This is a genomic window from Hydrogenophaga sp. FW305-3-2-15-A-LB1 (assembly GCF_058787875.1).
Genome location: NZ_JBYTAE010000007.1, coordinates 1 through 26,867, shown reverse-complemented (window position 1 = coordinate 26,867; position 26,867 = coordinate 1). Strand labels below are relative to the sequence as shown.

Annotated in this window: 26 protein-coding genes; 11 read left to right on the top strand and 15 right to left on the bottom strand. The window is 68.0% G+C overall.

The window, feature by feature from the left end; genetic code table 11:
- Positions 1 to 10: 10 nt before the first annotated feature.
- The 4 genes from AC3WPZ_RS03360 to AC3WPZ_RS03345 all read right to left on the bottom strand — a co-directional run bounded on the left by AC3WPZ_RS03360 (position 11) and on the right by AC3WPZ_RS03345 (position 3,574).
- Positions 11 to 1,120: a porin gene (locus AC3WPZ_RS03360; RefSeq protein ID WP_492438138.1), complete on the bottom strand. Its 1,110-nt coding sequence runs from the start codon at positions 1,118 to 1,120 to the stop codon at positions 11 to 13.
- Positions 1,121 to 1,204: 84 nt separating this feature from the next.
- Positions 1,205 to 2,236 carry an aromatic ring-hydroxylating dioxygenase subunit alpha gene (locus AC3WPZ_RS03355; protein ID WP_444688162.1) on the bottom strand — a complete coding sequence of 344 codons (1,032 nt, stop codon included), beginning with the start codon at positions 2,234 to 2,236 and terminating at the stop codon, positions 1,205 to 1,207.
- Positions 2,237 to 2,252: 16 nt separating this feature from the next.
- Positions 2,253 to 3,236, bottom strand: coding sequence for a Bug family tripartite tricarboxylate transporter substrate binding protein (locus tag AC3WPZ_RS03350; protein ID WP_382323776.1), 984 nt, complete (start codon positions 3,234 to 3,236; stop codon positions 2,253 to 2,255).
- A gap of 26 nt (positions 3,237 to 3,262) precedes the next feature.
- The gene (locus AC3WPZ_RS03345) at positions 3,263 to 3,574 is read right to left on the bottom strand and encodes a recombinase-like helix-turn-helix domain-containing protein (protein ID WP_382323777.1); all 312 of its coding nucleotides are present in this window, start codon (positions 3,572 to 3,574) and stop codon (positions 3,263 to 3,265) included.
- A gap of 204 nt (positions 3,575 to 3,778) precedes the next feature.
- Between AC3WPZ_RS03345 and AC3WPZ_RS03340 the strand changes: the two genes are divergently transcribed.
- Complete coding sequence (locus AC3WPZ_RS03340) at positions 3,779 to 4,501, top strand: TetR/AcrR family transcriptional regulator (protein WP_382159473.1); 723 nt, start codon at positions 3,779 to 3,781, stop codon at positions 4,499 to 4,501.
- Here the strand turns inward: AC3WPZ_RS03340 and AC3WPZ_RS03335 are convergent.
- Positions 4,455 to 5,735 carry an MFS transporter gene (locus tag AC3WPZ_RS03335; RefSeq protein WP_382159471.1) on the bottom strand — a complete coding sequence of 427 codons (1,281 nt, stop codon included), beginning with the start codon at positions 5,733 to 5,735 and terminating at the stop codon, positions 4,455 to 4,457. The two genes, AC3WPZ_RS03340 and AC3WPZ_RS03335, sit on opposite strands and share 47 nt — an antisense overlap.
- Positions 5,732 to 6,556, bottom strand: a complete 825-nt coding sequence (locus AC3WPZ_RS03330; RefSeq protein WP_492438135.1) for a nitrilase-related carbon-nitrogen hydrolase — start codon at positions 6,554 to 6,556, stop codon at positions 5,732 to 5,734. Before AC3WPZ_RS03330 ends, AC3WPZ_RS03335 begins: the two co-directional genes overlap by 4 nt.
- A 97-nt stretch (positions 6,557 to 6,653) precedes the next feature.
- Between AC3WPZ_RS03330 and AC3WPZ_RS03325 the strand changes: the two genes are divergently transcribed.
- Positions 6,654 to 7,583, top strand: a complete 930-nt coding sequence (locus AC3WPZ_RS03325) for a LysR family transcriptional regulator (protein ID WP_382323780.1) — start codon at positions 6,654 to 6,656, stop codon at positions 7,581 to 7,583.
- Here the strand turns inward: AC3WPZ_RS03325 and AC3WPZ_RS03320 are convergent.
- Complete coding sequence (locus AC3WPZ_RS03320; protein ID WP_444688158.1) at positions 7,561 to 10,176, bottom strand: ATP-binding protein; 2,616 nt, start codon at positions 10,174 to 10,176, stop codon at positions 7,561 to 7,563. The genes AC3WPZ_RS03325 and AC3WPZ_RS03320 overlap by 23 nt on opposite strands.
- A gap of 147 nt (positions 10,177 to 10,323) precedes the next feature.
- Here AC3WPZ_RS03320 and AC3WPZ_RS03315 point away from each other — a divergent pair, with 147 nt between their 5' ends.
- Positions 10,324 to 10,686, top strand: coding sequence for a response regulator (locus AC3WPZ_RS03315; protein ID WP_382159463.1), 363 nt, complete (start codon positions 10,324 to 10,326; stop codon positions 10,684 to 10,686).
- 38 nt (positions 10,687 to 10,724) lie between these two features.
- On the opposite strand, the gene AC3WPZ_RS03310 is transcribed toward AC3WPZ_RS03315, so the two are convergent.
- Positions 10,725 to 10,961: a hypothetical protein gene (locus AC3WPZ_RS03310; RefSeq protein ID WP_382159461.1), complete on the bottom strand. Its 237-nt coding sequence runs from the start codon at positions 10,959 to 10,961 to the stop codon at positions 10,725 to 10,727.
- A 215-nt stretch (positions 10,962 to 11,176) separates the two neighbouring features.
- Here AC3WPZ_RS03310 and AC3WPZ_RS03305 point away from each other — a divergent pair, with 215 nt between their 5' ends.
- The 5 genes from AC3WPZ_RS03305 to AC3WPZ_RS03285 all read left to right on the top strand — a co-directional run bounded on the left by AC3WPZ_RS03305 (position 11,177) and on the right by AC3WPZ_RS03285 (position 15,661).
- Positions 11,177 to 11,671 carry a DUF421 domain-containing protein gene (locus AC3WPZ_RS03305; RefSeq protein ID WP_492438132.1) on the top strand — a complete coding sequence of 165 codons (495 nt, stop codon included), beginning with the start codon at positions 11,177 to 11,179 and terminating at the stop codon, positions 11,669 to 11,671.
- Entirely contained in the window at positions 11,664 to 12,236 is a 573-nt protein-coding gene (locus tag AC3WPZ_RS03300; RefSeq protein ID WP_382323784.1) for a cysteine hydrolase family protein, read from the top strand. The genes AC3WPZ_RS03305 and AC3WPZ_RS03300 overlap by 8 nt, the downstream gene beginning before the upstream one ends.
- 90 nt (positions 12,237 to 12,326) lie before the next feature.
- On the top strand, positions 12,327 to 12,632 hold the full coding sequence (locus AC3WPZ_RS03295) for a hypothetical protein (protein WP_382323785.1): 306 nt from the start codon (positions 12,327 to 12,329) through the stop codon (positions 12,630 to 12,632).
- A gap of 99 nt (positions 12,633 to 12,731) precedes the next feature.
- A complete protein-coding gene (locus AC3WPZ_RS03290; protein WP_444688156.1) occupies positions 12,732 to 13,214 on the top strand; it encodes a hemerythrin domain-containing protein in 483 nt (160 codons plus the stop codon).
- 35 nt (positions 13,215 to 13,249) lie between these two features.
- Positions 13,250 to 15,661, top strand: a complete 2,412-nt coding sequence (locus AC3WPZ_RS03285) for a catalase (protein ID WP_492438130.1) — start codon at positions 13,250 to 13,252, stop codon at positions 15,659 to 15,661.
- Positions 15,662 to 15,668: 7 nt separating this feature from the next.
- Here the strand turns inward: AC3WPZ_RS03285 and mltB are convergent, their stop codons facing one another.
- Genes mltB through AC3WPZ_RS03265 form a run of 4 tightly spaced genes read right to left on the bottom strand, consistent with a single transcriptional unit; the run spans position 15,669 to position 20,657 of the window.
- Positions 15,669 to 16,751 (bottom strand): lytic murein transglycosylase B, encoded by a 1,083-nt coding sequence (mltB, locus tag AC3WPZ_RS03280; RefSeq protein ID WP_382323786.1) that lies wholly within the window; start codon positions 16,749 to 16,751, stop codon positions 15,669 to 15,671.
- A complete protein-coding gene (locus AC3WPZ_RS03275; RefSeq protein WP_492438263.1) occupies positions 16,748 to 18,766 on the bottom strand; it encodes a transglutaminase TgpA family protein in 2,019 nt (672 codons plus the stop codon). The genes mltB and AC3WPZ_RS03275 overlap by 4 nt, the downstream gene beginning before the upstream one ends.
- Positions 18,763 to 19,740: a DUF58 domain-containing protein gene (locus AC3WPZ_RS03270; protein WP_444688153.1), complete on the bottom strand. Its 978-nt coding sequence runs from the start codon at positions 19,738 to 19,740 to the stop codon at positions 18,763 to 18,765. The genes AC3WPZ_RS03275 and AC3WPZ_RS03270 overlap by 4 nt, the downstream gene beginning before the upstream one ends.
- Positions 19,737 to 20,657: an AAA family ATPase gene (locus tag AC3WPZ_RS03265; RefSeq protein ID WP_382323788.1), complete on the bottom strand. Its 921-nt coding sequence runs from the start codon at positions 20,655 to 20,657 to the stop codon at positions 19,737 to 19,739. The genes AC3WPZ_RS03270 and AC3WPZ_RS03265 overlap by 4 nt, the downstream gene beginning before the upstream one ends.
- 26 nt (positions 20,658 to 20,683) lie before the next feature.
- On the opposite strand from AC3WPZ_RS03265, the gene AC3WPZ_RS03260 reads away from it, so the two are divergent.
- The 3 genes from AC3WPZ_RS03260 to AC3WPZ_RS03250 are packed head-to-tail and all read left to right on the top strand — an operon-like array spanning position 20,684 to position 23,835.
- Complete coding sequence (locus AC3WPZ_RS03260) at positions 20,684 to 21,637, top strand: histone deacetylase family protein (RefSeq protein ID WP_492438127.1); 954 nt, start codon at positions 20,684 to 20,686, stop codon at positions 21,635 to 21,637.
- 35 nt (positions 21,638 to 21,672) lie between these two features.
- On the top strand, positions 21,673 to 22,479 hold the full coding sequence (locus AC3WPZ_RS03255) for an enoyl-CoA hydratase (protein ID WP_492438125.1): 807 nt from the start codon (positions 21,673 to 21,675) through the stop codon (positions 22,477 to 22,479).
- A gap of 27 nt (positions 22,480 to 22,506) precedes the next feature.
- Complete coding sequence (locus AC3WPZ_RS03250; protein ID WP_492438123.1) at positions 22,507 to 23,835, top strand: mechanosensitive ion channel family protein; 1,329 nt, start codon at positions 22,507 to 22,509, stop codon at positions 23,833 to 23,835.
- Here the strand turns inward: AC3WPZ_RS03250 and AC3WPZ_RS03245 are convergent.
- The 3 genes from AC3WPZ_RS03245 to AC3WPZ_RS03235 form a co-directional block, all read right to left on the bottom strand.
- Positions 23,812 to 25,107 (bottom strand): TRAP transporter large permease, encoded by a 1,296-nt coding sequence (locus tag AC3WPZ_RS03245; RefSeq protein ID WP_492438121.1) that lies wholly within the window; start codon positions 25,105 to 25,107, stop codon positions 23,812 to 23,814. The genes AC3WPZ_RS03250 and AC3WPZ_RS03245 overlap by 24 nt on opposite strands.
- Positions 25,104 to 25,616: a TRAP transporter small permease gene (locus tag AC3WPZ_RS03240; RefSeq protein WP_382159437.1), complete on the bottom strand. Its 513-nt coding sequence runs from the start codon at positions 25,614 to 25,616 to the stop codon at positions 25,104 to 25,106. The genes AC3WPZ_RS03245 and AC3WPZ_RS03240 overlap by 4 nt, the downstream gene beginning before the upstream one ends.
- A gap of 79 nt (positions 25,617 to 25,695) precedes the next feature.
- The gene (locus AC3WPZ_RS03235; protein ID WP_382323793.1) at positions 25,696 to 26,709 is read right to left on the bottom strand and encodes a TRAP transporter substrate-binding protein; all 1,014 of its coding nucleotides are present in this window, start codon (positions 26,707 to 26,709) and stop codon (positions 25,696 to 25,698) included.
- Positions 26,710 to 26,867 lie beyond the last annotated feature (158 nt).

Sequence of the window (26,867 nt, the reverse complement as noted above, 5' to 3'; positions counted from 1 at the left end):
GTGTGCCTGCTCAGAAGCTGTGCCGCACGCCGAACGCCACACCACTTTGTGAGCCACCGGGCACCGGCGCGCCGCCCGGCTGCCCGCCACTGACCGACAGTGCCAGCGTGCCCTTGTTCTGGATGTGCCCGGCCGTTGCATAGACCGCCGTGCGCCGTGAGAAGCTGTAGGTGGCGCGCACGGCGGCGAGGGTGGCCCGGTTCACCGAGTCCTTGTAACGCAGGCTGAAGACCTCGCCGTCCACGAGCAAGGCCGGCGTGACCTGGTACGCCGCGCCGAGGTACCACAGATCGCTTTTGCCTTGGGTGGCGCTGGCGCCGTTGGCGCGGCGGACCAGGCCCCCGGCGAGCTTGAGGCCACCCAGTTTGACGTAACCGTTGGCGGAGGTGCGCCGGTCCGTCATGGCGCTGGAGTTGAGGCCGGCGAAGGCGCCGGTGCCGCCGCGCAGCTCGTCCACCGCGAGCGCGGTGCCCCAGGTGGCGGTGTCGTACTTCACCAGGGCCGACCATTCCCGGCAGGCCTTGCTGTCGTTCGGGTTTTCGCCGGCGCAGTTGGTGCCGGCCGGGCTGGGGCCTGCGTTCACCGCGTCCCGGCCCAGGCTGTAGCTGGCACCCAGCGTGAGGCCGGAGAAGGTGCCGCGGTAGGTGATGGCGTTGTCCGCGCGGGCGTTGGGGATGTAGCTGTCCAGCGAGCCCGAGCTGTAGAGGTTGGGGCCGAGGATGTCCGACTCCAGGATGGAATAGAACAGCATGGTGTATTGCCGGCCCAGGGACACCGTGCCCCATGGGCCCGAGAGCCCGACGAAGGCCTGGCGCCCGAAGGCGCGGCCGCCCTGGTTGGCCACGCCGGTGTCGGGCGAGAACCCTGTTTCCAGCGTGAAGACCGTCTTGAGTCCCTGGCCCAGGTCTTCGGTGCCGCGAAAGCCGAGGCGGCTGGGCGCGCTGCCGGTCAGGGATGGCACGCGGGTCAGGCCGCCACCGCTGGGGGTCGCTTTCGTGACGTGTTCCACCGAGGCGTCAATGACGCCGTAGATCGACACCGTGCTCTGCGCGCTCACGGCGCCGCTCGCCAACAGGCAGGCACACGCGCTCAAACCGGCAAGAAAGGGGGGCTTTTTCATGGGGACTCCATTTTTTGGGCGAAGGGATGCCCGGGGGACCCGACGGGTCCCCGGACAGAGGGGGAACGGAAGAGGAGGAGCGGGTCAGGCCACGCTGGCGAGGCGCTGCGCGACCTGTTCCTGGGCGCGCTTTTCCATCAGGCGGCGGACCCGGACGATGCCGACGTCGTGCTGGTACAGCGTTTCCTGCGAGCGGGCGGACCGGGTCAGGTTCTCGATCACCTTGCGGTCCTGCTCGAGCACGTCCCAGTGCAGGCCTTCGAGCCGGTTGCGGTAGAGGAAGCGCCAGACGTGCCGGTCGAACCCGGAGGCCTTGCGGATGCGCCAGAAATAGACCTGGCAATGGGTCTCGTCGACCGGGGTGACGAAGCCCACGATGATGAACTGGCCACCTCCATGCTGCTTGCTGTACGGCACGGCCAGGCGCATCCACATCAGGCCCGACTCGCCGAACTCGACCCAGTCGAAGTTCACGCCGCGCTGGCCCACCTTTTCGACGATCAGGCCGGTGGCCGTCGGCCGCACCGTCATTTCGGCCTGCCGGTCGCCCTCGGCCATGGAATGGGACTGCGAGTGCAGGTAGGTGCCGTGCATGGGGTCCATGACGTTGTCGATCGCGTAACGGTGGTTGCACTTCCAGTTCTGCATGCAGAGGAAGCCGGAGTAGTCCTCGGCGGTCATCTCTTCGGGCAGTTCGAACGGGGCTGGCGCGTCCAGGCTGCCATCGCCGAACCAGAGGAAGATCGCGCCGTGGGCTTCCACCACGGGGTAGGACTTCAGGCAGGTCCGCCCGGTGAGCACGCAGTTCTGCATGGCCGGCACATCGACCACCTTGCCCTGGCCGTCCACCTCCACGCCGTGGTACCAGCAGGCCACCCGGTCGCCGAGGTTCCAGCCCAGCGACAGCCGCGCGCCGCGGTGCGGGCAGCGGTCTTCCACCGCGCGGACCTGGCCCTCGTCGTCGCGCCACAGCACGATCTCTTCGGACAGGCGGGTGATCCCGATGGGCGTGCCCGCCAGGCGGTAGCTCGGCAGTACCGGGTACCAGTAGTTCAACAGGCCACGCTCCACGCGCTGCGCGGCATCGGTTTTCAAAGTCGCTTCGTCCATGCTCATGGGGTGTTGGGGGTGTTCATTCATCGGCGGTGAAGCCGGAGGCCTTGACGACAGGCGCCCAGCGCTCGATGTCGGTCTTGACGAGGGAGGCGAGCGCCGCGGGCTTGAGCGTGAGCGGCTCCATCGAGAGCTTGTCCAGGCTCGCGATGTACTCGCTGGAGTTCACGACGCTGGTGATCCGGGTGTTCCATTGCTCCACCAGGGCCTGAGGCAGGCGAGGGGGCGCGAACACGCCCAGCCAGGTGTCGGCCTGCACATTCGGATAACCCAGCTCCACCATGCACGGTGTCTCGGGGAGGTAGCGCGAGCGCTTGGCGCCGAAGGTCGCGATCGGCCGCAGGCCACCCGAGGCCTTGAAGGGCAGGGCTTCGCCCACGGCGTTGAAGCTCGCGGCCACATGCCCGCCCACCAGCGCCTGCAGCGCGGGCGCGCTGCCCCTGAAGGGCACGTGGGTCATCTGCACCCCCGTGGCCTGGCTGAACATCACGCCCAGCAGGTGCAGCACCCCACCGGGGCCCGACGAGGCGTAGTCGGCCTTGTCCGGGTGGGCCTGCATCCATTTCACGAGCTCGGGCACGGTGTTCACGCTCGACGGCACCATGGGTCCCACGCTGAGCACCAGCTCCGAGCGCGCGCAGGCGGCCACGGCCGTGAAGTCCTGCAGCGGCTGGTAGGCCAGCTTCTTGTAGATGTGCGGAAAGATCGTGAGGGGAAAGTCGGGCGTGAGCAGCAAGGCGCTGCCGTCGGCCGGCGCGCGCTTGATGTGCTCCAGCGCCAGGCGGCCGGCCACGCCTGCCTTGTTGTCGACGACCACGGGCTCGGGGGTGTGCGCGCGCAGCTGGCTCGCCATCAGGCGCGCCAGCAGGTCAATGCCTCCCCCCGCGGGGAAGCCGACGATGAGCTGCGTGGGGCGGGCCGATTGCGCGAAAGCGCCGGCGGGAGCGGCCAGGGCCATGCCGGCCAGCATCAGCTCGCGCCGGGTGATGTCGTGGGATTTCATGAGGTGTTCTTTCGGATCGATGGGGGTCAGACCGCCAGGCGTTCGAGCACGGCGCACAAGGTCTCGGGCGTCCATGCGCTGCCATCGGGTTGCAGCAGGTTTCTCGCGTTGAGCGCTTCGGCGAAAGCCTCGGGCGAGCGGCCGTCGTCGGCGTAGATCTGCACGATGGCCGCGGCCAGGGCCTGTTCCTCCTCAGACGGTTCGCTGGGACGGCTTTGCCATCGCAGGTTGTCCTCTTCGCCCGGTTGAAAGATCAGGCCGTTCCCGGCGTCCTTGGACCGCGTGGCGGTTCTGGCGCTGAGGAGATGGGGATTGAAGGTGATCGCAACGACAGACATGTGGGGGGACATTCAGCAGAGGGTTGAAGTTCTTTTAATTCCTACAGATAGGAATTGAGCGGATGCTAAGACCCTGGCGGAACGCCTGTCAACCCGAAATGACAATCCCTGCATGCAGTGTGGATATTTCCTTTTCATGGGAATTAATGCCGCCGACCTTCGATGCGCGGCGTGCCGCGCGCGAAGTGTTCCTAGAATGGCGTGATGAAGGACAACGACACCCCCACGCCCCGTCGACGGCGCAAGGAGCCGCGCCGCACGGCGGGCCGGCCCGCTTCCAGCAGCGGCGTGGGCAAGGAGAAGATCGTCGAAGCGGCGCTCGCGCTGTTGCGCCACAAGGCGCCGGAGGCGCTGACGGTGGTGGAGGTGGCCAGTGCCGCGAAGGTGGACCCGGCGCTGATCCGCTACTACTTCGGCACGAAGAAGGGCCTGCTGCGGGCTGCGGCGGTGGGCCTGCTGGACGACATCCAGGAACGCAGCCGGCTCGTGCTGGACGAGCCGGGGCCCTTGCGCCACCGCATCCGCACGCGCCTGCAGATGCTGATCGATTCACTGCAGCGCAACCCGCAGTTCATGAATCTGGTGCTCAAGGAGATCTACTCCGATGAAGAGGCCCAGATGGAGGTGGGGGACCTCAACACGGTGGCGAAACGGGGGCTGGCGTTGACGCAGTTCGTGCTCAACCCCATCCCCGGTGACAAGCCGGCGCGCGAACTGGACGCGCGCTACCTGCACGTCGCCATTCTGGGCATGTGCACCTTCTTCATGGATGCCCAGCCCATGCTCGCGGTGCTCTTCAAGGAGCGGCCGGGCAGCGATGCCCTGGTGCGGGGCTACATCGAGTTCGCCACCGAGTTGCTGGCGCAGGGCATCGAGGAGGCTAGTCCGTCAGCGAGCGCCGGTAAGTCTCGGGCAGGAAGAGCGTGACGCACAGCACCACGACGGACACCGCGGCCAGGTAGGCGGCCGGGGCCAGCTTGGACTGCGTGGCCAGCACCAGGTAGGTGCCGACAAAGGGCGCGGTGCCACCGAAGAGGGTGTACGCCAGGTTGTAGCTGATGGCTGATGCGCTGAAGCGCGTCTTGGTCGGGAACAGCTCGAGCAGCGTGATGCCCAGCGGGCCGGCGAACGAGCCCATGCCGATGGCCAGCAGCGATTGCGCGAGCGCCGCGTGGAACAGCGTGCCTTCGCCGGCCAGCATGTAGGCCGGGACGCAGACGATGGCGTTGAACAGCAGGCTGACCACCATCACCGGTTTGCGCCCCACCTTGTCCGACACGAAGCCGCTCGCGATCATCGTGAGGAAGGCGACGGTCATGGCGATGCCGTTGGAGATCAGCGAGTCGCTGCGGCTCATGCCCACCGTGACGGTGAGGTAGGACACGAAGTAGCCCGCGAGCGTGTAGAAGGTCAGGCTGGAGAACGCGGCCAGCGCGAAGCTGAAGCCCATGGCCTTCTTCTGGTCGCGGATGGCGTCCGACACCGGCGTGGTCGAGATTTCCTGCTTGGCGCGCGCCACCTCGAAAGCCGGCGATTCATCGACGCGGTTGCGGATGTACAGGCCCACCAGCGCGAGCGGGCCGCTGATCAGGAAGGGAATGCGCCAGCCCCAGCTCTCGTACACCTCGCTGCCCAGCAGGCTGGTCACGGCGAGGATGATGAGCGCGGCCGCCACGGGCGGCAGGTTGGCGAAGGCGTAGGTGAAGGCCACGTGCAGGCCGCGGCGCCCCGGTGGCGCGTGTTCGGCCACGAAGGAGTTGGAGCCGATGGTCTCGCCCGACGCCGACAGACCCTGGATCAGGCGCAGCACCACGAGCAGGATGGGCGCCGCGATGCCGATCTGCGCGTAGGTGGGCAGCACGCCGATGCCGACGGTGGCGCCACCCATCATCAGGATGATGGCGGAGAGCACCGCCTTGCGGCCGAAGCGGTCGCCCAGGCTGCCGAAGATGAAGCCGCCCAGCGGGCGCATGACGAAGCCCACGCCGTACACCGCGAAGGCCGAGAGCAGGGCGGTGGCCGGGTCGGTGGTGGGGAAGAACAGCTTGGCGATGATGGTGGCCGAGTAGGCGTAGATCACGAAGTCGTACCACTCGACGAACTGGCCGAGCGATGCCGAATAGAGCACCTTTTTCTGGGATTGCGGTTGCTGGTTGTTCATGTGTTGTTGTCTCCGGAGGAATTGAGGGCGATCTGGTAGCGGCGGTGTTCGAGGCAGGGCAGGTCCTTGCGCACATCGCGCAGGCGCTCGGGCAGCACGTCGACCGTCACGACGCCCTCGGCGGCCGCGATGCCGCCGATCACCAGGCCCGAGGGGTCGATGCCCATGCTCATGCCCACGGAAGTGGGCGGCGGCTGGCACGAGGCCAGCACGTAGCAGGTGTTCTCGATGGCGCGCGCGCGCAGCAGGGTCTCCCAGTGCAGCTCTTTGAGGCTGCCGGCGATCCAGCCCGCGCCGTAGAGCAGCACGTCGGCGCCCTTGTCCACCGCGATGCGCGAGATTTCGGGGAAGCGCAGGTCGTAGCAGTTGAGGATGGCGAAGCGCACGCCGCCCACGTCGGCCACATACACCTCGTCGTGCGCAGGCAGCAGCTGGCCGTGCCGGTTCTTGTCGGACTCCTTGAAGCTGAACGCATCGTAGAGGTGCAGCTTTTCGTAGCGGCCCTTGAGTTGCCCATCGGCACCCAGGTGCACGAAGGTGTTGCGCGTGCGGTGGCCATCGAGCGGCTCGTACAGGCCGACGAACACGTCGATCGCGTGCGCCTTGGCGCTGGCGCCTACCTCGTCGATGAAGCGGACCGCCTGCTGCCCGGCGAAAGCGACCAGCTCTTCGCGCGAGGACTCGTAGGCGACCATGCTGGCTTCGGGAAAGCAGATCAGCTGGGCGCCGCTGGCGGCGGCGGTCGCGATGTGGCTGCGTATTGTGCGCAAGTTGCTCTCAATGTCGCGCACGCTCTTGAACTGGGAAACGGAGGCTTTCATGAACTCTTGTGGTGGATCTGGTGGGCGTGAATGCTAGTTTTGGCCCCCGGCCCAGTCCAATACCATTTGATCCCTCATTGATAGAATTCCGGCATCAATGAAGACCTACCCCAGCCTGCGGCGGCTTCAGCAGTTCCGCCACCTCAGCGCCACGCTGAACTTCCGCAAGTCGGCCGAAGCGCTGCGCATCGCGCAGCCCGCGCTCAGCCGTTCCATCAAGTTGCTGGAGGAAGAGCTGGGCTTCCCGCTCTTCGTGCGCACGACGCGGTCGATGGAGCTGACCCCGGCCGCCGCCCATCTGCTCGGGCAGCTCGATGCGGTGTTCGACGGCCTGCACCAGGCCGTGCGCGAATCGCGCCGCCTGGCCGGCAGTTCGAGCAAGCGCAAGCTGCTGATCGGCTACTCGGCCCAGGCCGCCAACAGCGCCATGCCGGAACTGCTGTTCAGCTTTGGCGTGGGCTTCCCCGATGTGGAGCTCAACCTGTTGCAGGCGCCGTCCGAGCGCCTGTTCGCCGAGATCGTCGCGGGCGATCTGGACGCGGCCTTCCTGCTGCTGCCGGCATCGCTGGCGCCGTCGCCTTCACTGGACCGGGTGCTGGTGGACTCGCAGCCCATCGTGGCCTTGTGCCGTGTGGGTCATCCGCTGGCGCGCAAGCGCAAGCTGCACTTGCAGGACCTGCGGGACGAGGGCCTGATCATCGGATCGCCGGGCCGCTGGGGCACCTTCCGCGAACTGCTGTTTGCGCTGTTCGAGCGCCACGCCTTCAAGCCCCGGGTGGTGTACGAGCCCGACGACACACCGATCCTGCTGGAGTCGGTGGCGCGCAGCACCCACGTGGCGCTCTACGGTGGCGGCATCGTGGGCAAGCTGCCGGCCAGCATCGTGGCGATTCCGCTGGCGCACGACGACGCCTGCCTGCAGACCCACCTGCTGTGGCGAACGCCGACGGAGGGCGCACTGGCCGAGCTGGTGGACTTCGTGCGCGCCGGCCTCCCCGCCCGCGTCACGGGCTCAGCAGGGCCTTGACCCGGCTGGACAGCACCGAGATCTCGAAGGGCTTGGTCAACACGGCCATGCCCGGGTCGAGGTGCCCATTGCCGACCGCGGCGTTGTCGGCATAGCCGGTGATGAACAGCACCTTCAGGCCCGTTCGCTGGATGCGGGCCGCGTCGGCCACCTGACGGCCGTTCATGCCCCCGGGCAGGCCGACGTCGGTGATGAGCAGGTCGATGCGCGCCTCGCTGTCCAGAATCTTCATGGCCGCGGGGCCCGTGTCGGCCGTGAGCACGTGGTAACCCGAGTCGGTCAGCACCTCCTCGATCGTGACGCGGATGCCCCATTCGTCCTCGACCACCAAAATGGTTTCGCCATCGCCCGCCTGCATGGGCGCGGGCCGTGGTGCTTCCTCCTCGTCAACACCGGGGCCGAGGTAGCGGGGCAGGTAGAGGCACATCGTCGTGCCCATGCCCACTTCGGAGTACACCCGCACCTGCCCGCCGGACTGGCGCACGAAACCGTAGACCATGGACAAGCCCATGCCGGTGCCCATGCCCAGGGGCTTGGTGGTGTAGAAAGGGTCGAAGATGCGCTCGATGACGTCGGCGGACATGCCCGTGCCCGTGTCCGTCACGCACAGCGACACGTATTGCCCGCGCGGCAGACTGCGCTCGCCGGCGGCGCGCTCGTCCAGCCACTTGTTCGCCGTCTCGATGGTCAGACGGCCTCCCTCGGGCATGGCATCGCGCGCATTGATGCAGAGGTTCAGCAGCGAGTTCTCGAGCTGGGACGCATCGGCCTTGGTGAACCACAGGCCGCCGGCGCCGACCACCTCGATGTCGATCAAGGGCCCCATGGTGCGGCGGATCATGTCCTCCATGCCCTGCACCAGTCGGTTGGCGTCGATGGGTTTGGGATCGAGCGTCTGGCGGCGCGAGAACGCCAGCAGCCGGTGGGTGAGCGCGGCGGCGCGGCGGATGGAATCCTCGCTCATGCCGATGTAGCGCTCCAGCCCGTCCGTCGTGCCCTGGGTCAGCCGCATCTTCAGGATCTGCAGGCTGTTGCTGATGGTGCCGAGCAGGTTGTTGAAGTCGTGCGCCAGGCCGCCCGTGAGCTGGCCGATGGCCTCCATCTTCTGCGCCTGGCGGAAGTGGGACTCGATCTCCATCAATTCGGCGGTGCGTTGCTCGACCTTCTGCTCCAGTGTCTCGTTCACCTCCCTGAGGCGGGCTTCACTTTCCTGCAAGGCGATGTGCCCTCGGGCGCGCTCCACCGACACGCGGGTGCGCTGGCCCACTTCGCGGATCAGGGAGAGTTCCTCCGCCTCCCATTCCCGGACCTGGTCGCAGTTCACGAAGAACACGGCGGCCAGCCGACCGTTTTCCATGATGGGCACGTTGACGAACGAGCGCGCGGATTTGGATTCGAGGGCCTCGGCCGCGAAGGCGGTGCGCGCATCGAGGCGCACGTCGGCGATGGCGATGAACTCGCCCAGCTTGAGGCTGTCGATGAAGGCGCCGTAGTCGCGCAGCCGCGTCGTGCCGGCCAGGCTGTCCACGCCGGGCGCGGCCCAGTCGCGATCGACCGTCAGTGTCTCCGTGGCGTTGTCGATGCTGCCGTATCCCACGCGGCTGGCCTTGAGCGCATCGCCAAGGATTTCGGAGGCCGCGTGCGCGAGCTCCACCGGCGTTGACAGGGCCGCCAAACGATCCCCCAGCACCGTCAGGCAGTCCCGCTTCATTTCGGCCTGCACCCGGTCCGTGACATCGATCCCTTCCACGAAGATCCCGTCGACCTCGCCGGCCTCGTTCCTCAGGGGCTGGAACACGAAGTCGAGATAGCGTGTGTTGACCGGGCCGCCGGGTTCGGCCTGCGCCGCGTACCGGGCGCCCCGCGCCGAATGCGCCTGCCCGCTGGCATACACCTCGTCGAGCAGCTGGAGGTACCCCTGTTCCACCGCGTCGGGCAGCGCCTGCGCCACCGTCTTGCCGATCACGTCGCGGTGGCCCACCAGCTTGAGGTAGTTGGGGTTGACCAATTCGATGACATGCGAGCTTCCCCGCAGCATGGTCATGAACGACGGGGCTTGCTGGAACAGCTGCGCCATCCGCTCCCGTTCGCTGTGCACCTTGCGAAGGGCTTGCACCTTGGCGGTGGTTTCGACCACGATGGCCATCACGCCCACCGGCTGGCCGCTCAGATCGAGCAGCGGCGAGTAGTCCAGGTTCATCCAGACCTGCTCGGCGCGGTTGTGGCGGTGCAGGATCAGCTCCTGGTCTTCGAACCGCAGGTGGCCGCCGGCCAGGCACACCGTCATGACCTGATCGTTGAAGTCCGCCACTTCAGGCCAGCCCTTGCGCACCTCCGAGCCCAGCAACTGAGGGTGGCGAAGACCCGAGAAGTGGGAGTAGGCGTCGTTGTAGACCATGAACCCCCGCTCGCCCCAGAGCATGACGATGGGCACCTGGGAACGCAGCATCAGGGCCGTGGCCGCTTTCACGTGGTCGCGCCATTGGTCGATCGGGCCGAGCCCGGTCGATGCCCAGTCGAACCGGGCGATGAGCCGGGCGAGCTCTCCGCCACCGGATAGAAATGGAGGGGGTTCCGGGCTCGCAGCTTCCATGGACGACTCCATTCAAGAACGACGCTGGCCCGGGCCGGGCAGGAGGGGGTGGACGCCGGCACATCGGCCCGCGCGTGCGAACGTCCGGCGAAAGGCATTATGCTGTCGCGCGAGCGGGCCCGTCGGGTCACCACAGGCACAACAGCCATGACAAACCAGGACCTGGACATATTGATCGTCGACGACTCGCGGGATGCCGCGGACTCGTTGACCACGCTGATGACCCTCATGGGGCATCGCGCGAGGGCGGCGTACAGCGGCCAGGAGGCGCTCGAGGTGGTGGGGCATTCGCTGCCGCTGTGCGTCATGCTCGACGTGCACATGCCGGACATGGACGGCCTGGAACTGGTCCGTGCGCTGCGCCAGCAATGCGGCGACAACCTGGTGCTCATCGCGGTGACCGGCTCGGACCATGACGACGAGCTGGCGGCCGAAGTGTTTTCGTTGGTGGACTACCACTTCACCAAGCCCGTTTCGGCCGAGGCGCTGGCCAAGGTGCTGCAGGCGTAGCCTTTCGCTGGCGGGCCGCATCCCCGGCCGCGATGCCATCACGACGGGCTTTCCGTTTTCAGGGCGCCGCGGATGTTCATGCCGGCCAGCCCGATCTGCAGGGCAATGAGCGCGTACGCGCTCGCATGCCAACCCCAGGCGACCCACAGGGCGTTGCTGGCCAGGAACAGCCAGAAGCCGGCATGGCGCCGCCCGGCGCTGCGCGAGGCCACCAGCCAGGACGCCAGCAGCGTCACCAGCATGGCGGGCCATTGCATGAGGTCGAGCAAATCCATGGTTCTCCGGACGGTTGGTGCGCGTGATGGTGCCTGTCTGCGGCCGATCCGACTGTTCGCCATGACACACAGCTTCGAGCGGTAAAAAGCGCTCCCGCCGTCTTGGATCAGCAAAATTTGCCGCAAGCGCCCGAGGTGCTGCTCAACGGTCGACCTGCGCGTTCCGGGAATGCCATTTGCTCTGGCCTGGGCATTCATCGTGAGGCGAGGTTTCCATGTTCGAGCTTTCCACTGCCTGGTGGGAGTTGCCCGCCAGGGCCGCGATCATCTATGCGGTGCTGCTGCTGCTGGTGCGCCTCTCCGGCAAGCGCACCGTGGGACAGTTCACGCCGTTCGACCTCTTGGTGGTGATGCTGCTGAGCGAATCGGTGTCGGCGGGGCTGAGTGGGGGCGAGGAGTCGGTGACCGGTGGATTGCTTGCTGCCGCGACCCTGATCGCCCTGAATATGCTGGTGGCGGTGGTGACCGCCCGCAGTACCAGGCTGCAAGCCCTGGCCGAGGGCGAGCCTGTGCTCATTGGCCGCGATGGGCGGATTCACTCCCGCATCCTCAGGCAGCACCATGTGCCCATGCTGGATGTGGAGCGGGCGCTGCGCGAGGCCGATTGCGACCTGAAGGACATGAAGTACGCCTTTCTGGAGGCCGATGGCGGCATCAGCGTGTTGAAAGACTCGTCCGGCGAGGTGGGGCAAGGGAGGGGCGATGGGTGAAGCGGAACTGCCACGAAGCCGGCGCGCCCTGCTGCTGATCGACTTCATCAACCCGTTGGACTTCCCCGAAGCCGACGAACTCGCCGGGCCCGCGTTGCTGGCAGCCAGGGCGGCTCGCCAACTCGCCAGCGCGGCCCGCGCGCGAGGCATTCCGGTGATCTATGCCAACGACAACTTCGGCCGCTGGCGCTCCGATTTCCCCACCCTGGTGAAGCGCCTGGCGCAGGGCCAGGGCGTCAGCGCGTCCATGGCGCGGCTGTTGCGCCCGCAGCGCGGCGACCTCACCGTGTTGAAACCGATGCACTCCGCCTTCTTCGGCACGCCCCTGGACATCCTGCTCGACCAGATCGGCGCCCGCTCCCTGGTGATGGCGGGGCTGGCGACCGACATCTGCATCCAGCTGACGGCCGCCGATGCCTTTCTGCGCGGCCTCAAGGTGCACGCGCCCGAGGACTGCACGGCGGCCGAGACGGATGAGAAGAAGGCGGCGGCTCTGGCCTACATGCGCGACATCCTCAAGTGCGACACACGCCCCTGGCAGCGCCTGCGCTGGCAGCCCGGTTGACACGGCGCGGGCACGCGCCTTGCCCAAAGAGATTTGCGTTCGATCCATCGCGATCGCCGCAATTCTTTCAACACATGCAGGAGCAACGACATGGCATCGAACAACCAGGGCCAGCAAGGCCAACAGCAGGGCCAGCAAGGCCAGAACCAGCAGGAACAAGGCCAGCAGGGCCAGAATCAGCAGGGCCAGAACCCAGGTCAGCGCCCGGGCCAGCAAGGCGGGCAGCAAGGCGACCAGAGCAACCCGGCAGGGCAGCGCGAGCAGAGCAACCCCGGCGGCTCCGACCAGCAAGGCCGCAAGGAAGTCAACCCGTCCCAACAGCAGGACGGTTCGCGTCCCGGTGCCCGGGAGCAGGACGATGGCACCCGCCGCCCGGGTGACAACAACGCTTCATAACCGCTGATGCAGTGCACCCACCCTGCCCAGCTGGGCCGGGTGGGGTTTTGCTTCTCTCGATCAAAACATCCATCCCCACACCGAAATCAGGAGCCCTCCATGGCCACCACCCGAACCGAAGCAGACGCATGCACCCTGTTGGACACCGACCACAAGGCGGTCAAAAAGATGTTCAAGACCTACGAGGAGCTTGCCGGCTCCAAGGCGCGTGGCGCCGCGCAGAAGAAACTGGAGCTGGCACACCAGATCTGCCAGGAACTCACGGTGCACGCCACCGTCGAGGAAGAAATCTTCTACCCCGCGCTGCGTGAAGCCTTGAAAGAGACCGACATCCTGGCCGAAGCCGAGGTGGAGCACGCGGGTGCCAAGGACCTGATCGCCCAGATCGAAGCCATGGAAGAAGCCGACGAGATGTTCGACGCCAAGGTCAAGGTGCTGGGCGAGTACATCGACCACCACGTGAAGGAAGAGCGCAACGAGATCTTCCCCAAGGCCAGGGCGGCCAAGTCGCTGGACCTGGTGGCCATGCGCGACCAGTTGATGGCGCGCAAGGAGGCGCTCATGGGCGCTGAAGTCGCCTGACCGTCCAATCGCTCAACTTTTCTCGAAAGCCCACTGTGCCTAAATCCAAATCCCCCGACTCCGGCCGCGCCAACCCGGAGGCGAACAGCGCTCCCCGGGCCGCGGCCCGCAACACCGACAGTGGGCCTTCCCAAGTCCAGCCTGCGAACGATCCTGCCGTGCTCAAGGCGGTCCACACCGGCCAGTTGGCCGAGGGCATGCCGTTCAACGCCAACAAGGCCGGCGAACACGGTTTCGACAACGGGCTGGCGGTGCAGCCCGGCATCACGGTCGATGCGCCATCCCGCCTGCCCACGGGCAGCACCCTGTCGGAGGAGAACCACTCCGACAAGACCGGCAGCGTCGCGGCCGAAGGCATCAACTGGGCCATCGAGTCGTTGGACCGCGTGCGAGTGGACTCGTCGGGCCAGGTGCTCACGACCAACCAGGGCGTGCCCATCGCGGACAACCAGAACTCGTTGAAGTACGGCGTGCGTGGTCCAGCGCTGCTGGAGGATTTCATCCTGCGCGAAAAGATCACGCACTTCGACCACGAGCGCATTCCCGAACGCATCGTGCACGCACGCGGTTCGGGCGCGCACGGCTTCTTCGAGTGTTACGACGCGCTGACCGACATCACCAAGGCCGCGCCCTTCAAGGAAGCCGGCAAGGTCACGCCGGTGTTCGTGCGCTTCTCCACCGTGCAGGGCGAGCGAGGGTCCAAGGACACCGCCCGCGACGTGCGCGGCTTCGCGGTGAAGTTCTACACCGACGAAGGCAACTGGGACCTGGTGGGCAACAACATGCCGGTCTTCTTCATACAGGACGCGATGAAGTTCCCGGACTTGGTGCACGCCGTGAAACCCGAGCCGCATCACCAGATGCCGCAGGCGGCCAGCGCGCACGACACCTTTTGGGACTTCGTGTCCCTGATGCCCGAGTCCACCCACATGCTGATGTGGGCCATGTCCGATCGCGGCATTCCGCGCAGCTACGCCACCATGCAGGGCTTTGGCGTGCACACCTTCCGCATGGTCAATGCCGAAGGCGATTCGGTGTTCGTGAAGTTCCACTGGAACCCGGTCTACGGCACGCACTCGCTGGTCTGGGACGAGGCGGTGAAGATTTCCGGCGCCGACCCCGACTACCACCGTCGCGACCTGTGGGAACGCATCGAGGCGGGCGCCTTCCCCGAGTGGGAGCTGGGCCTGCAGATCTTCACCGAGGAGCAGGCCGATGGCTTCAGCTTCGACGTGCTGGACCCGACCAAGATCGTGCCCGAGGAGCTGGTGCCGGTGCGCCCGGTGGGCCGCATGGTGCTCAACCGCAACCCCGACAACTTCTTCGCCGAGACCGAGCAGGTGGCCTTCTGCGCGGCGCACATCGTGCCAGGCCTCGACTTCTCGAACGACCCGCTGCTCGCCGGCCGCATCCATTCGTACGTGGACACGCAGATCAGCCGCCTGGGTGGACCCAACTTCCACGAGATCCCGATCAACTCGCCGCTGGCGCCGGTGCACAACAACCAGCGCGACGGCATGCACCGCCAGGCCATCCACCGGGGGCGCGTGAACTACGAACCGAATTCGCTGGCCGGTGGCTGTCCCTTCCAGGCCGGCGCCGCTCAGGGTTTCGTGTCGGTGCCGGCGCGCATCCAGGCCAAGGAAGAGCAGGGCAAGGTCCGCGCCAAGCCCGAGAAGTTCGCCGACCACTACACGCAGGCCACGCTGTTCTTCGAGAGCCAGAGCCCGGTCGAGCAGGCCCACATCGCGGCGGCGTTCCGTTTCGAACTCTCCAAGGTGACGGTGCCCGCGATCCGCGAGCGCATGGTGGCCTCGCTGCGCAACGCTTCGGAGTCGCTGGCGGCGCAGGTGGCCGAAGGCCTGGGCATGGCGGCGTTGCCTGCGCCGATGCCGCGCGCGCTGGACAACCCGCCCAAGCCCGAGGTGAGTCGCTCGCCCCCGCTCTCGCTGCTCGCGCGGCCGGGAGACGGCTCGATCAAGGGCCGCAAGGTGGCGCTGCTGGTGGCCGATGGCGTGAACGGCCAGAGCGCGGTCGACGTGCATGCGATGCTGTTCGTGCAGGGCGCGGTGCCGCGCTTCGTGGCGCCACGCATCGGCCCGGTGAAGACCGCGGACGGTGTCGCGATCGATGCCGATGCCTCGCTCGAGAACGAGCCCGGTTTCCTGTTCGATGCGCTGGTGCTGCCCGACGGCGACGAGGGTGTGCGCACGCTCTCGCTCGATGGCCACACCATGGAGTTCATCAAGGACCAGTACCGCCACTGCAAGACCATCCTGGTGCTGCCCGCGTCCGTCACGCTGCTGGAAGCGGCGGGTGCGTCCGCCACGCTGCCTTCGGGCGAAGCCGATCCGGGCGTGGTGCAGGGTGGTGATGTGGCGACCTTCATCGCGGCCATGGCCAGGCACCGCCATCCCGAGCGCGAGACAGACCCGCCTCGGGTTTGATGACGCCTCAGCGCTCGCCGACCAGCGCTTTCACCGCCTCGCCCAGCTCGATCACCGCCAGCGCGTAGTAGCTGCTCCAGTTGTAGCGCGTGACCACGTAGAAGTTCTCGGTGCCGGCGATGTAGCTGGACGGCGCGCCGGCGTTCTGCAACTCCACCAAGGCCAATTGGCCGGGGTGTTGCAGCGCGGGGCCGTCGAGCACCGCGCCCTTGGCGGTGAAGCTCTGCACACCGAAGCTGGGCAGGATGTCGGGTGCGAGCAAGGTCTCGAAATCTTCCTTGCTCTGGTTCGGGTCGAAGCGCACCGGGTAGTGCGTGGGCATGCCGGGCTGCCAGCCGAAGGCCTTGAAGTAATTGGCGACGGAGCCGATGACGTCGGCCTGGCTGTTGAAGAGATCGACCTTGCCGTCGGCGTCGAAGTCGATCGCGTACTTCACCCAGCTGCTGGGCATGAACTGCGGCCAGCCCATGGCGCCGGCGTAGCTGCCGAGGTACGTCAGCGGGTCGGTGGCGGTGCGCTCGGTGAGGCTGAGGAACTGTTCGAGTTCGCTGCGGAAGAACTCGGTGCGCGCGGCGGCGCGCGGGTGGCTGGCCGGGAAGTCGAAGGCCAGGGTGGTGAGCGCGTCGATGACGCGGAAATTGCCGGTGTGCTGGCCGTACAGCGTCTCCACGCCGATCACGCCGACGATGAGGCTGGCGGGCACGCCGAACTCGGTCTCGGCGCGCGCCAGCGTTTCGCGGTTGGCTTCCCAGAAGCGCTGGCCGGCGCGCAGGCGCACGGGCTCGATGAAGCGCGCGCGGTAGGCGGCCCAGTTCTTGGGCACGCCGCTGGGCGCGGGCTGCATGAGGCGGATGACGGTGGGGATGCGCTGGGCCGCGCCGATTTGCTGGCGCACCCAGGCCGGGTCGAGGTTGCGGCGCTCGGCGAGGTCGGTGGCGAAGGCCATGGCGGCCGCGCTTTGCGCGTAGCTGTAGGCGGGTGCCTTGGCAGGGTTGGCCGGGCGCGCTTTTGCGGGCGACTGGGCCAGGGCGCTGGCGCTCAGGCACAAGGCCAGGGCGGACGAGGAGAGGAGACAGGCGAGGGCGTTCAACGGGGGTCTTTTCGGGGCCAGGCCAGCTGCCGGAATTCGGTTTGCAGCGTGGCCAGGGTGGGGGTGTCAGCGGCGCCCGGGCGGCCGTACCGCTGGGCTTCGAGTTGCAGCAGCCATTGTGCAACGCGCCGCGCCGCGTCCGAGGCGCCCCAGTGCTGTCGCACGCGCTGGGCGAGTTCGCGCGGGGGCGTGCGGTCGCTGCTGTCCAGGCCTTGCGCCTTGAGGCGCGCGCGGGCGCGCTGCAGCAGGCGCAACCAGGGGTCGTGCTGCTGGCGCTCCCACAGTGTCCAGGCCGCGCCGATCAGGCTCACCAGCACCACCACACCGATCAGCACGTAGGCCAGGTCCGCCCAGCTGGGCGAGCGAAAGCCCAGGTTCTTGAGCAGGTCGAGCTGGCGGCCCTGGGTGTAGTTCAGCACCCACTGGTTCCAGCTGTTGTTCATCGCCTCCCAGGCCGCGCGCAGCCGGGCAGCGATGTTGGGGTTGAGGTTGCGGATGGCGCCGGCGATGGCGCCTTCGGGCGCGCTCAGCCGCTGCAGCGAGCCGACGCGCCCGGGCGCGACCGCCGCGGTGGGGTCCACGCGCACCCAGCCCTGGCCGGCCTGCCAGACCTCGGCCCAGGCGTGGGCGTCGCGCTGGCGCACGGTCCAGTAGCCGTCGACGCCGTTCATCTCGCCGCCCTGGTAGCCGGTGACGATGCGCGCGGGAATGTCGAGCGCGCGCATGAGGATGACGAAGCTGCTGGCGATGTGTTCGCAGAAGCCCTGGCGGCGGTCGAACCAGAATTCGTCGGCGGTGTGCTGGCCGTACACGCCGGGCTCGAGCGTGTAGAGGTAGCCGCCGGTGCGCAGGCGCTCCAGCACCGCCGCCACGAGCCGGGGTGTGGCGTCGGGCCCTCTGCCGTGTTCGCGGCGCAGCTGCTGTGCGAGTTCGAGCGTGCGCGGGTTGTAGCCGGGCGGCAGCGCCACCTGTTCCTGCAAGGCGGGGGTGAGGGCCAGCGGGCCGTGGCGGAACGTGGTGTGGCTCACGGCGCTGAAACGCACCAGGCTGCCCATGGGGCGGTCGGTGAGCCATTGCAGTTCGCTGGTCATGCGCACGCGCACATCGGGCAGTTCGGGCGCCTGCGTGGCGGCTTCCAGCAGGAACAGCCAGGGCCGGCGGTGCGGCTCCATGGTCACTTCGTAGCGCACAGGTTCGCCCGAGACCGTGAGCTCGCTTGCCAAGGCCTGGCGCGCCGGGAATTCGGCGCGCGCGGGGCGCCATTCCACGCCATCGAAGGCGCTGAGCACGGGGCCGCGGAAGTACAGCTGGCTTTGCGGCGGTGGAGATCCCTGGAAGCGCAGGCGCAGGGCGATGCTGTCGTCCAGCACCAGTTCGGCGATCTGGCCCACGCGCATCGTGCTGGACAGGCCGCTGCGTCCCCGGTCGTCGGCGGGCACGCCCCACAGCGGCGAGAGGCGCGGGAACAGCAGGAACAGCACCAGCATGATGGGCGCGCCCAGGGCCGCCATGCCCATGGCGATGCGCGCGGCCTGCGCCAGCGAGGGCCGTCCCACCGGCATGTGGGCGTTCACCAGCGCGGTGAGCAGGCCCAGCAGCGCGATCAGGATGCCCGCCGCCGTGAGCAGCGACTGCGAGTAGAAGAAGTGCGTGAGCAGCGTGAAGAAGGCCAGGAAGAACACCACGAAGGCGTCGCGCCGCGCACGCATCTCCAGCGTCTTGAGCGAGAGCAGCACCACGACGAGCGTGACGCCCGCGTCCTGGCCCAGGAGCGTGCGGTGGGTGGCCCAGGTGGCCGCGAGCGTGAGGGCCAGCAGCCCCAGCCGCCAGGGCCAGCCGGGCAGCGGCAGGCCACGCAGCGCGAGGGTGGCCCGCCACACCAGCACGCCCGCCGTGAGCGCGCTACACCACCAGGGGATGTGGGCGACCTGCATGGCGACCACCCAGCCGACCACGGCGAGCAGGAACAGTGTGTCGCGGGTCTCACGCGGCAAGGCGGAGAGGGTCTTGTTCAGCACAGCGCCAGCGCCTCCAGGCAACGCGCGCGGTGCGCCGGGCCCTGGTCGGGCGCGATCTCGCGGCCGGGCACGCGCAGGCCATAGTCCAGCCCCAGGCGGTCGGCCATCAGCACCCAGGCCGTCAGGCGCGAGAGGCGCGCTTCCAGTTCACTGGGGCCGCACTGCGCGTGGTCCAGCCAGAGCTGCTGGCGCTGGGTGGAGAGCGCGTCGCGGCTCACGAGTTCGTCGCGCCCGGCCGCGAAGGCCTGGGCGGCCTTCTTCCACACCACGGCCTTGATGGGGTCGCCCCGGCGGTAGGCGCGCACGCCGTCGAATTCGCCCGTGCTCTGCACGCGCGCGCTGCCCGAACTGCCGGCCTGGGGTTCGCCCGGCGGCAGCGGCGGCGGGTGGCTTTCGGGCTCGGGGTAGACCAGCACGGGGGCGGCCGGGCGCCACACCGTCCACACGCGGAAGGTGCCCAGCGGGAACAGCGTGAGCGCGGTGAGGGCCGGCAGCGGATGCAGGCCGCGCCCGGGCACCGGCCAGGCCACCTGCAGCGTGGTGCTGCCCTGCGCGGGCACGTCCGTCCAGGCCAGCGGCGCGTGCGCCAGGTCGGCGCCGATCACACCCAGGCCCAGGCCGTAGCGGATGCGAGGGCGTTCGCTGGTGAGGCGGATGTCCAGCGCGGCGGCCTGGCCGGCGTGCACCGGGTCGGGTGGGTTCAGGTGCAGGGTGGTGCCGCGCAGGTTGCCGTGGCACACGTGCATGCCCACCACCGCGCTGCCCGCGAGCAGGAAGGTGAGCAGGTAGCCCAGGTTGAGTTGGTAGTTGATGCTGGCCACGAGCAGCAGCAGCAGCGTGAGCGCGAGCATCCAGCCCGCCCGCGTGGGCAGGATGTAGACGTTGCGCTGGGTCAGCGTGAGGGTGTCGCGCCGCGGCAGGCGGTTGTGCCACCAGGACTGGATGCGGGCGCGAACCGGGGGGAGCTTCACGGCAAGGGAATCGCTTCCAGCATGGCACGCACCTGTTCCACCGGGCCGCGCCCTGCGTCGCGCACCGGCGTGAGGCGGTGGGCCACCGTCTGCGGCAGGATGGCGGCGATGTCGTCCGGGGCCACGTAGTCGCGCCCGCTCAGGTAGGCCTGGGCCTTGGCCGATCGCACCACGGCCAGTGCGGCGCGCGGCGACAGGCCCTGGGCGAACCAGCGCCCGCTGCGCGTGGCGCCCACGATGTCCTGCAGGTACTCCAGCACCGGCTCGGCGGTGTGCACCTGGCTCACTGTGTGCTGCAGGCTGGCCAGGTCGGCCGGCGTGAGCGCGGGCGCCAGGCGGTCGAGCATGTCGCGCCGGTCCTGGCCGCGCAGCAGCTCGCGCTCGGCCGCGCGGTCGGGGTAGCCGATCGACAGCCGCATGTGAAAACGGTCCAGCTGCGATTCGGGCAGGGCGTAGGTGCCGAGCTGGTCGTGCGGGTTCTGCGTGGCGATCACGAAGAAGGGCTCGGGCAGGGCGCGCGTCTCGCCTTCCACCGTGACCTGCTTTTCTTCCATGGCCTCGAGCAGCGCGCTCTGGGTCTTGGGGCTGGCGCGGTTGATCTCGTCGGCCAGCAGCACCTGGGCAAAGACCGGGCCGGGGTGGAAGACGAAGTCCTCGCGGCCGCGCTCGTAGATGGACACGCCGATGAGGTCGCTGGGCATGAGGTCGGCGGTGAACTGCACGCGCGAGAACTGCAGGCCGAAGGAGCGCGCCAGCGCGTGCGCCAGGGTCGTCTTGCCGACGCCCGGCACGTCCTCGATCAGCAGGTGTCCCCCGGCCAGCAGGCAGGCCACGCAGTCCGAAACCTGCTGCGGTTTGCCCACGATCACCGTGTTAAGCTGACTCAGCAGCAGTTGGATTCTTGTGTCGGCTTGCATGCCGCGAACCATACCGTAAAACCCCCATGAGCCAGGCCACTGGGTATTTCACCCACAAGGATTGTTGGAGACATGAGATGGGCGCCGGCCACCCGGAGTGCCCCGAGCGGCTCGATGCCATCGAAGACCGCCTGCTGATCAGCGGCCTGGACGTCGCGCTGGAGCGCCGCGAGGCCACCCCCGCCGCGATCGCCGACCTCGAACTCGCCCACGGCCGCATGCACCTGGCCTCGCTGCGCGGCCTGAGCGACCAGCTGCGCGACGACATGGCCGCCGGCGGCCCGGACCATGCGCAGGTCGATCCGGACACCTCCATCAACGCCCACAGCTGGGACGCGATCCTGATGGCCGCGGGCGCCGCCATCGACGCGACCGATGCCGTGATGGCCGGTGAACTGGTCAACGCCTTCTGCGCGGTGCGCCCGCCAGGCCACCACGCCACGCGCAACCAGGCCATGGGTTTCTGTTTCGTGAACAACGTGGCCGTGGCCGCCAAGTACGCGCTGGAGCGCCATGGGCTGCAGCGCGTGGCCATCGTCGACTTCGACGTGCACCACGGCAACGGCACCGAGGACATCGTGGCCGGCGACGAGCGCATTCTGATGTGCAGCTTCTACCAGCACCCGTTCTACCCGGTGTGCGAGCACTCGACGGCGAGCAACCTCGTCAACCTGCCGGTGCCGGCCTACACCAAGGGCATGGACATCCGCGAGCTGGTGGACATGATGTGGCTGCCCCGGCTGGAGGCCCACAAGCCGCAGATGCTTTTCGTGAGCGCCGGCTTCGACGCGCACCGCGAGGACGACATGGCGCAGCTCGGCCTGGTGGAGCAGGACTACGCCTGGCTGACCGAGCGCATCAAGGAAGTGGCGCAGCGCCACGCCAAGGGCCGCATCGTGAGCTGCCTGGAAGGTGGCTACGCCCTGAGCGCGCTGGGCCGCAGCGTGGAAGCGCACCTGAGGGTGCTGGCGGGCGTCTGAACTTCCGCGGCGCCCGGGCGTCCCATAATGTTCCGATGACCGAGCCCACTTCTTCTTCCCCTCCCGCCGAGCCGGTGCTGCTGAGTTCGCGCGACGCGCGTGGCGTGCACACGCTCACGCTGAACACGCCGCGCAGCTTCAATGTGTTGTCCGAGGCCATGCTGGCTGCCCTGCAGTCGGCGCTGGACGCGGTGGCCGCCGACCCGCAGGCGCGGCTGGTCGTGATCGCCGCGAACGGGCGCGCCTTCTGCGCCGGGCACGACCTCAAGCAGATGCGCGCCACGCCCGAGCTGGCCTACTACCAGAAGCTGTTCGCGCAGTGCTCGCGCCTGATGCTGTCCATCCGCAAGCTGGAGGTGCCGGTGATCGCGCGCGTGCAGGGCCTGGCGACCGCCGCCGGCTGCCAGCTGGTGGCGCAGTGCGACCTGGCGGTGGCGAGCGACAACGCGAGCTTCGGCGTCAACGGCATCGACGTGGGCCTGTTCTGCGCCACGCCGGGGGTCGCGCTCTCGCGCAACATCCTGCCCAAGCAGGCGATGGAGATGCTGCTCACCGGCGACTTCATCTCGGCCGACGAGGCCAGGGTGCGCGGCCTGGTCAACCGCGTGGTGGCCCCCGATGCGCTGGACGCCGAGCTGCAGGCTCTGCTGGAGCGCATCTTGGCCAAACCGCGCGAGGCCCTCGCCATGGGCAAGGCCTTGTTCTACCGCCAGCTGGAGACCGGCCTGGAGTCGGCCTACCAGCTCGCCGGCCAGAGCATGGCCTGCAACATGGCGCACGAGGTGGCGCAGGAGGGCGTGCAGGCCTTCATCGACAAGCGCCCGCCGTCCTGGCGCGCCTGAGCTTCCGACACCCGTTTCCGATCCGACATGAATCCCTCCACCAATCCCAAACCCATCGACGACATCGGCCTGTGGCTGGCCGGCTTCACGCAACCCACGGTGCTGGTCGAACTCGCCGCGCTGGCGATCTGCGTGGCCCTGGCCTGGGTCTTCAGCTGGGCGCTGCGCAACGCCTTGCGCATGCAGGAGGACAAGAGCTCGGTGCTGTTCGGCCGCCGCCTGATCGACGGCGTGATGTTCCCCCTGGCCTTGCTGCTGCTGGGCTACATCGCGCGCGCCATCGTCACCAAGTTCCTGCCCCTGGCGGCGTTCAAGGTGGCCATTCCCGTGCTGGTGTCGCTGGTCGTGATCCGCGTGGGCGTGAAGGTGCTGCAGGCGGCGTTCACCACCGCGCCCTGGGTGCGGGCGCTGGAGCGCACGATTTCCTGGGTGGCCTGGCTGGCCATGGTGCTGTGGGTCAGCGGCCTGTTGCCGGTGGTGCTGGCCGAGCTGGACGACATCACCTGGAAGATTGGCGCGAGCACCCTGAGCCTGCGCACCCTGCTGGAGGGCGCCATCACAGCCGGCGCGGTGATGATCCTCGCGCTGTGGGTCTCCTCCGCGATCGAGTCCCGGCTGCTGCGCAAGGCCACCGGGGGCGATCTGTCGATGCGCAAGGCGGTGAGCAACGCGACGCGCGCGCTGCTGCTGTTCGTGGGATTGATCATCGCCCTGTCGGCCGTGGGCATCGACCTCACCGCGCTCTCCGTGTTCAGTGGCGCCATCGGCGTGGGCGTGGGCTTCGGCCTGCAGAAGCTGGCGTCCAACTACGTGAGCGGTTTCGTGATCCTGGCCGAGCGGCGCCTGCGCATCGGCGACAACGTGAAGGTGGACAGCTTCGAAGGCCGCATCCTCGACATCAACACCCGCTACAGCGTGATCCGCTCGCCGGCGGGGCGCGAGTCCATCGTGCCCAACGAGCTCATGGTCATCAACCGGGTGGAGAACCTTTCGGGGGCGCTCACGCGCGTGTGGCAGACCTCGGTGGTGTCGGTCGCCTACGACAGCGACGTGGACCTCGTGAGCCGCCTGCTGCTGGAGGCGGTGAGCGCGCAGGCCGATGCGCTGAAGGACCCCGCCCCGCAGGCCTCGCTCTCGGCCTTCGGCGCCGATGGCCTGGAGTTCACGGTGGGTTACTGGATCAACTCGGGCGACGGCGCCGAGCAGCTCAAACTGAAATCCCTCATCAACCTGCAGATCCTGCGTTCGCTGCAGCAGCACGGCATCGACATCCCGTCGCCGCAGCGCGTGGTGCACATCAAGGAAATGCCACCGCTCGAAGGCCCGAAGGACTCAGCGGTTCATCAGGCTGGGTAACCACAGCGAGATCGCCGGGAAGGCGATCAGGATGCCCAGGCGCACGATGTCGGCCATGACGAAGGGCCAGACGCCCTGGAAGATCGTCTTGAGCTTGACCAGCGGCAGCAGCGAGTTCATGACGAACAGGTTCATGCCCACCGGCGGGGAGATCATGCCGATCTCCACAATAGTGACGATCAGCACGCCGAACCACACCGGGTCGAAGCCCAGGCCGGTGATCACCGGGAAGAACACCGGGATGGTGAGCAGCACCATCGACAGCTCTTCCATCACCAGGCCGAGCGCGACGTAGATCACCATCATCACCACCACCACCATGATGGGGTTGGGGCTGAACTGCAGCAGGAAGTCGCGCAGGTCGCCCGGCATGCTGGTGAAGTTGACGAAGCTGGTGAAGACCATCGCGCCGATCAGGATGGTGAACAGCATGGCCGTGGTGCGCGTGCTGTCGACCAGGATGTCCATCAGCACGCGCGGCGTGAGCGCGCCACGCAGCAGGGCGAACAGGAAGGCGCCCGAGGCGCCCACGCCCGCGCCTTCGGTGGCGGTGAACACGCCACCGTAGATGCCGCCGATGACCAGCGCGAACAACAGCACCACCGCCCAGATGCTGCGCAGGGCGGCCAGCCGCTGTGCCCAGTTGAAGCGCTCGCCGGGTGGGCCCGCCAGCGGGTCGCGCCAGCTGATGTAGACCACCGCCGCGCACAGGCAGGCGATGGCGACCAGGCCGGGCAGCACACCCGCGATGAACAGCTTGCCGATGTCGGTCTCGGTCATGATCCCGTAGATCACCATGATGGTGGACGGCGGGATCAGGATGCCCAGCGTGCCGCCGGCCGCGATGGAGCCGGTGGCCAGCGTGTCCTTGTAGCCGTGGCGCTTCATCTCGGGGTAGGCCACGCGCGTCATGGTCGCGGCGGTGGCGATGGACGAGCCGCAGATGCAGCTGAAGCCGCCCGAGGCGATGACGCTGGCCATGGCCAGGCCGCCCTTGCGGTGGCCGACGAAGGCGTTGGCGGCGGTGTAGAGCTCGCGCGCCATGCCGGCGCGGGCCACCAGGTTGCCCATCAACACGAACAGCGGGATGACCGAGAGCACGTAGGCGAAGCCGGTCTCGAAGATCACCTGGCTGGTGCTGGCGAAGGCCGGGGACCAGCCGCGCATCAGGCCCAGGCCGGTGATGCCGACGATGGCCATGGCCAGCGCGATGGGGATGCGCAGCAGCGCCAGGGCGAAGACGGCGAGGAAACCCAGGCTGGCTTCGATCATGTCGCGCCCCCGTCGAAGGTGGTGGGTTCGGGGTGGTGGGGCGCGGGCACCGTGACGAACACGAACAGCAGGTGCACCAGGCCGGTGAGGGCCAGCATGGCCGCCATCATCCAGGCCACCGGGGCGATGGAGAGCTGCAGGTGCACCGTGGTGTCGCCGTACTCGGTCAGCCGGTCCGCGCGCGTCGTCATGAGGTAGGCGAGGAAACCGAAGGTGCCGGCGCAGATCAGGTGGACCACGCGCGCCTGGATGTCGCGCACCCACTCGGGCAGCATGCTGTCGAGCGAGTCGAAGACCACGTGCTCGTTGCGCCACGACACCAGGGGCATGGCACCGAAGATCACGATCACCATGAGGATCTCGGTGAGCTCCAGCCCGCCGGGCACGGAGTGGCTGAAGAAGCGGCGGCCGGTCACGTCCACCAGCGTGAGCCACATGATGGTGAACAGCGCCATGGCGGCCATGAGGCCGGTGGACCAGCGCAGGATGCGTTCCAGCGTCTTGAGCATGAAGGGGCCTGATGTGAAAAAGCCGGCTGGGCAGTGTGCAACAGACTGCCCGGCCGGCCGTGGGAGGTGGTGCGCTGGCTTACTTTACCTTGGCGATTTCGGCGCGGAACTCGGCGAGCACCGCCTTCGGGTCTTTCAGGCCCTTGGCCTGTGCGGCCTCGGCCCACTTGGTCTCCAGGCCCGCCTGCTTGTCCTTCACGGCCTGCACGAAGGCCGCGTCGGCCACGATGCGGGTCACGCCCTGGGTCTTCTGGAGTTCGCGGCTGGCCGCGTCGACGCGGTCCCAGCCCTCGCCGAAGATGCGCGCGGCGGTTTCACCCGAGAGCTTGTCGATCACGGCCTTGTCCTGCGCCGACAGGGCGTTGTACTTGCCCTCGTTCATCATGAAGACGAAGCTGGTGTTGTACAGGCCGCCGGGGAAGGTGGTGGCGTGCTTGACCATGCTGAGCTTGAACGAGGCGACCGACTCGTCGGGGAAGAAGGTGCCGTCCATCACGCCGGTGGACAACATTTCGAACGACTCGGGCGCGGGCTTGAGCGTGGTGTTCCAGCCCATGGCCTTGGAGAGTTCGTTGATGTTGCCGCCGCCGATGCGGAACTTGAGCTTGGCCACGTCGGCCGCGCTGGCCACCGCCTGTTTGGTGGTGAAGATGATGCCGGGCCCGTGCGTGAACACGGCCAGCGTCTTCACGCCGCGGTGTTCGCCCAGCGGCGCGAAGTACTTGCTGTAGATGCGCTGGTAGGCCAGCGAGGTGGCGGTGGCGCTGTCGCCCAGGAAGGGGAATTCGGCGACCTGGGTGTTGATGAAGCGCCCGGGCGTGTAGCCGTCCACCGTGTACGAGATGTCGGCCAGGCCGTCGCGCACCGCGTCGAAGGTGCCGGGTGCCGCGGCCACGCCCTTGGGCAGGATGTTGCATTTCATGCGGCCCGCGCTGTCTTTTTCCAGCAGGTCGCACCAGCTCTTCTGCGCCATGCTCAGTGTGTGCGTGGGCGGCACCCAGCTGGAGACGGTGAAGACGGTCTGGGCCGAGGCCACGCCGCCCGCGAGCACGGTGGTGGACAGCACGGCGGTGGCAAGACAGCGAAGTTTCATGGGGTCTCCTGGGCGCGTTCGGGGGTGACCGGCCTCCCTCGGAGGCGGCGAAATCACTATAGGTCAAGCCCTTGCGCGGCCCCCTCCAGACTTACCCGGATGGCCCTGAGTCGCTGTCGTCGCCTAGTCGTTCGGGGGGAATTCCACCGGGTGGGCGG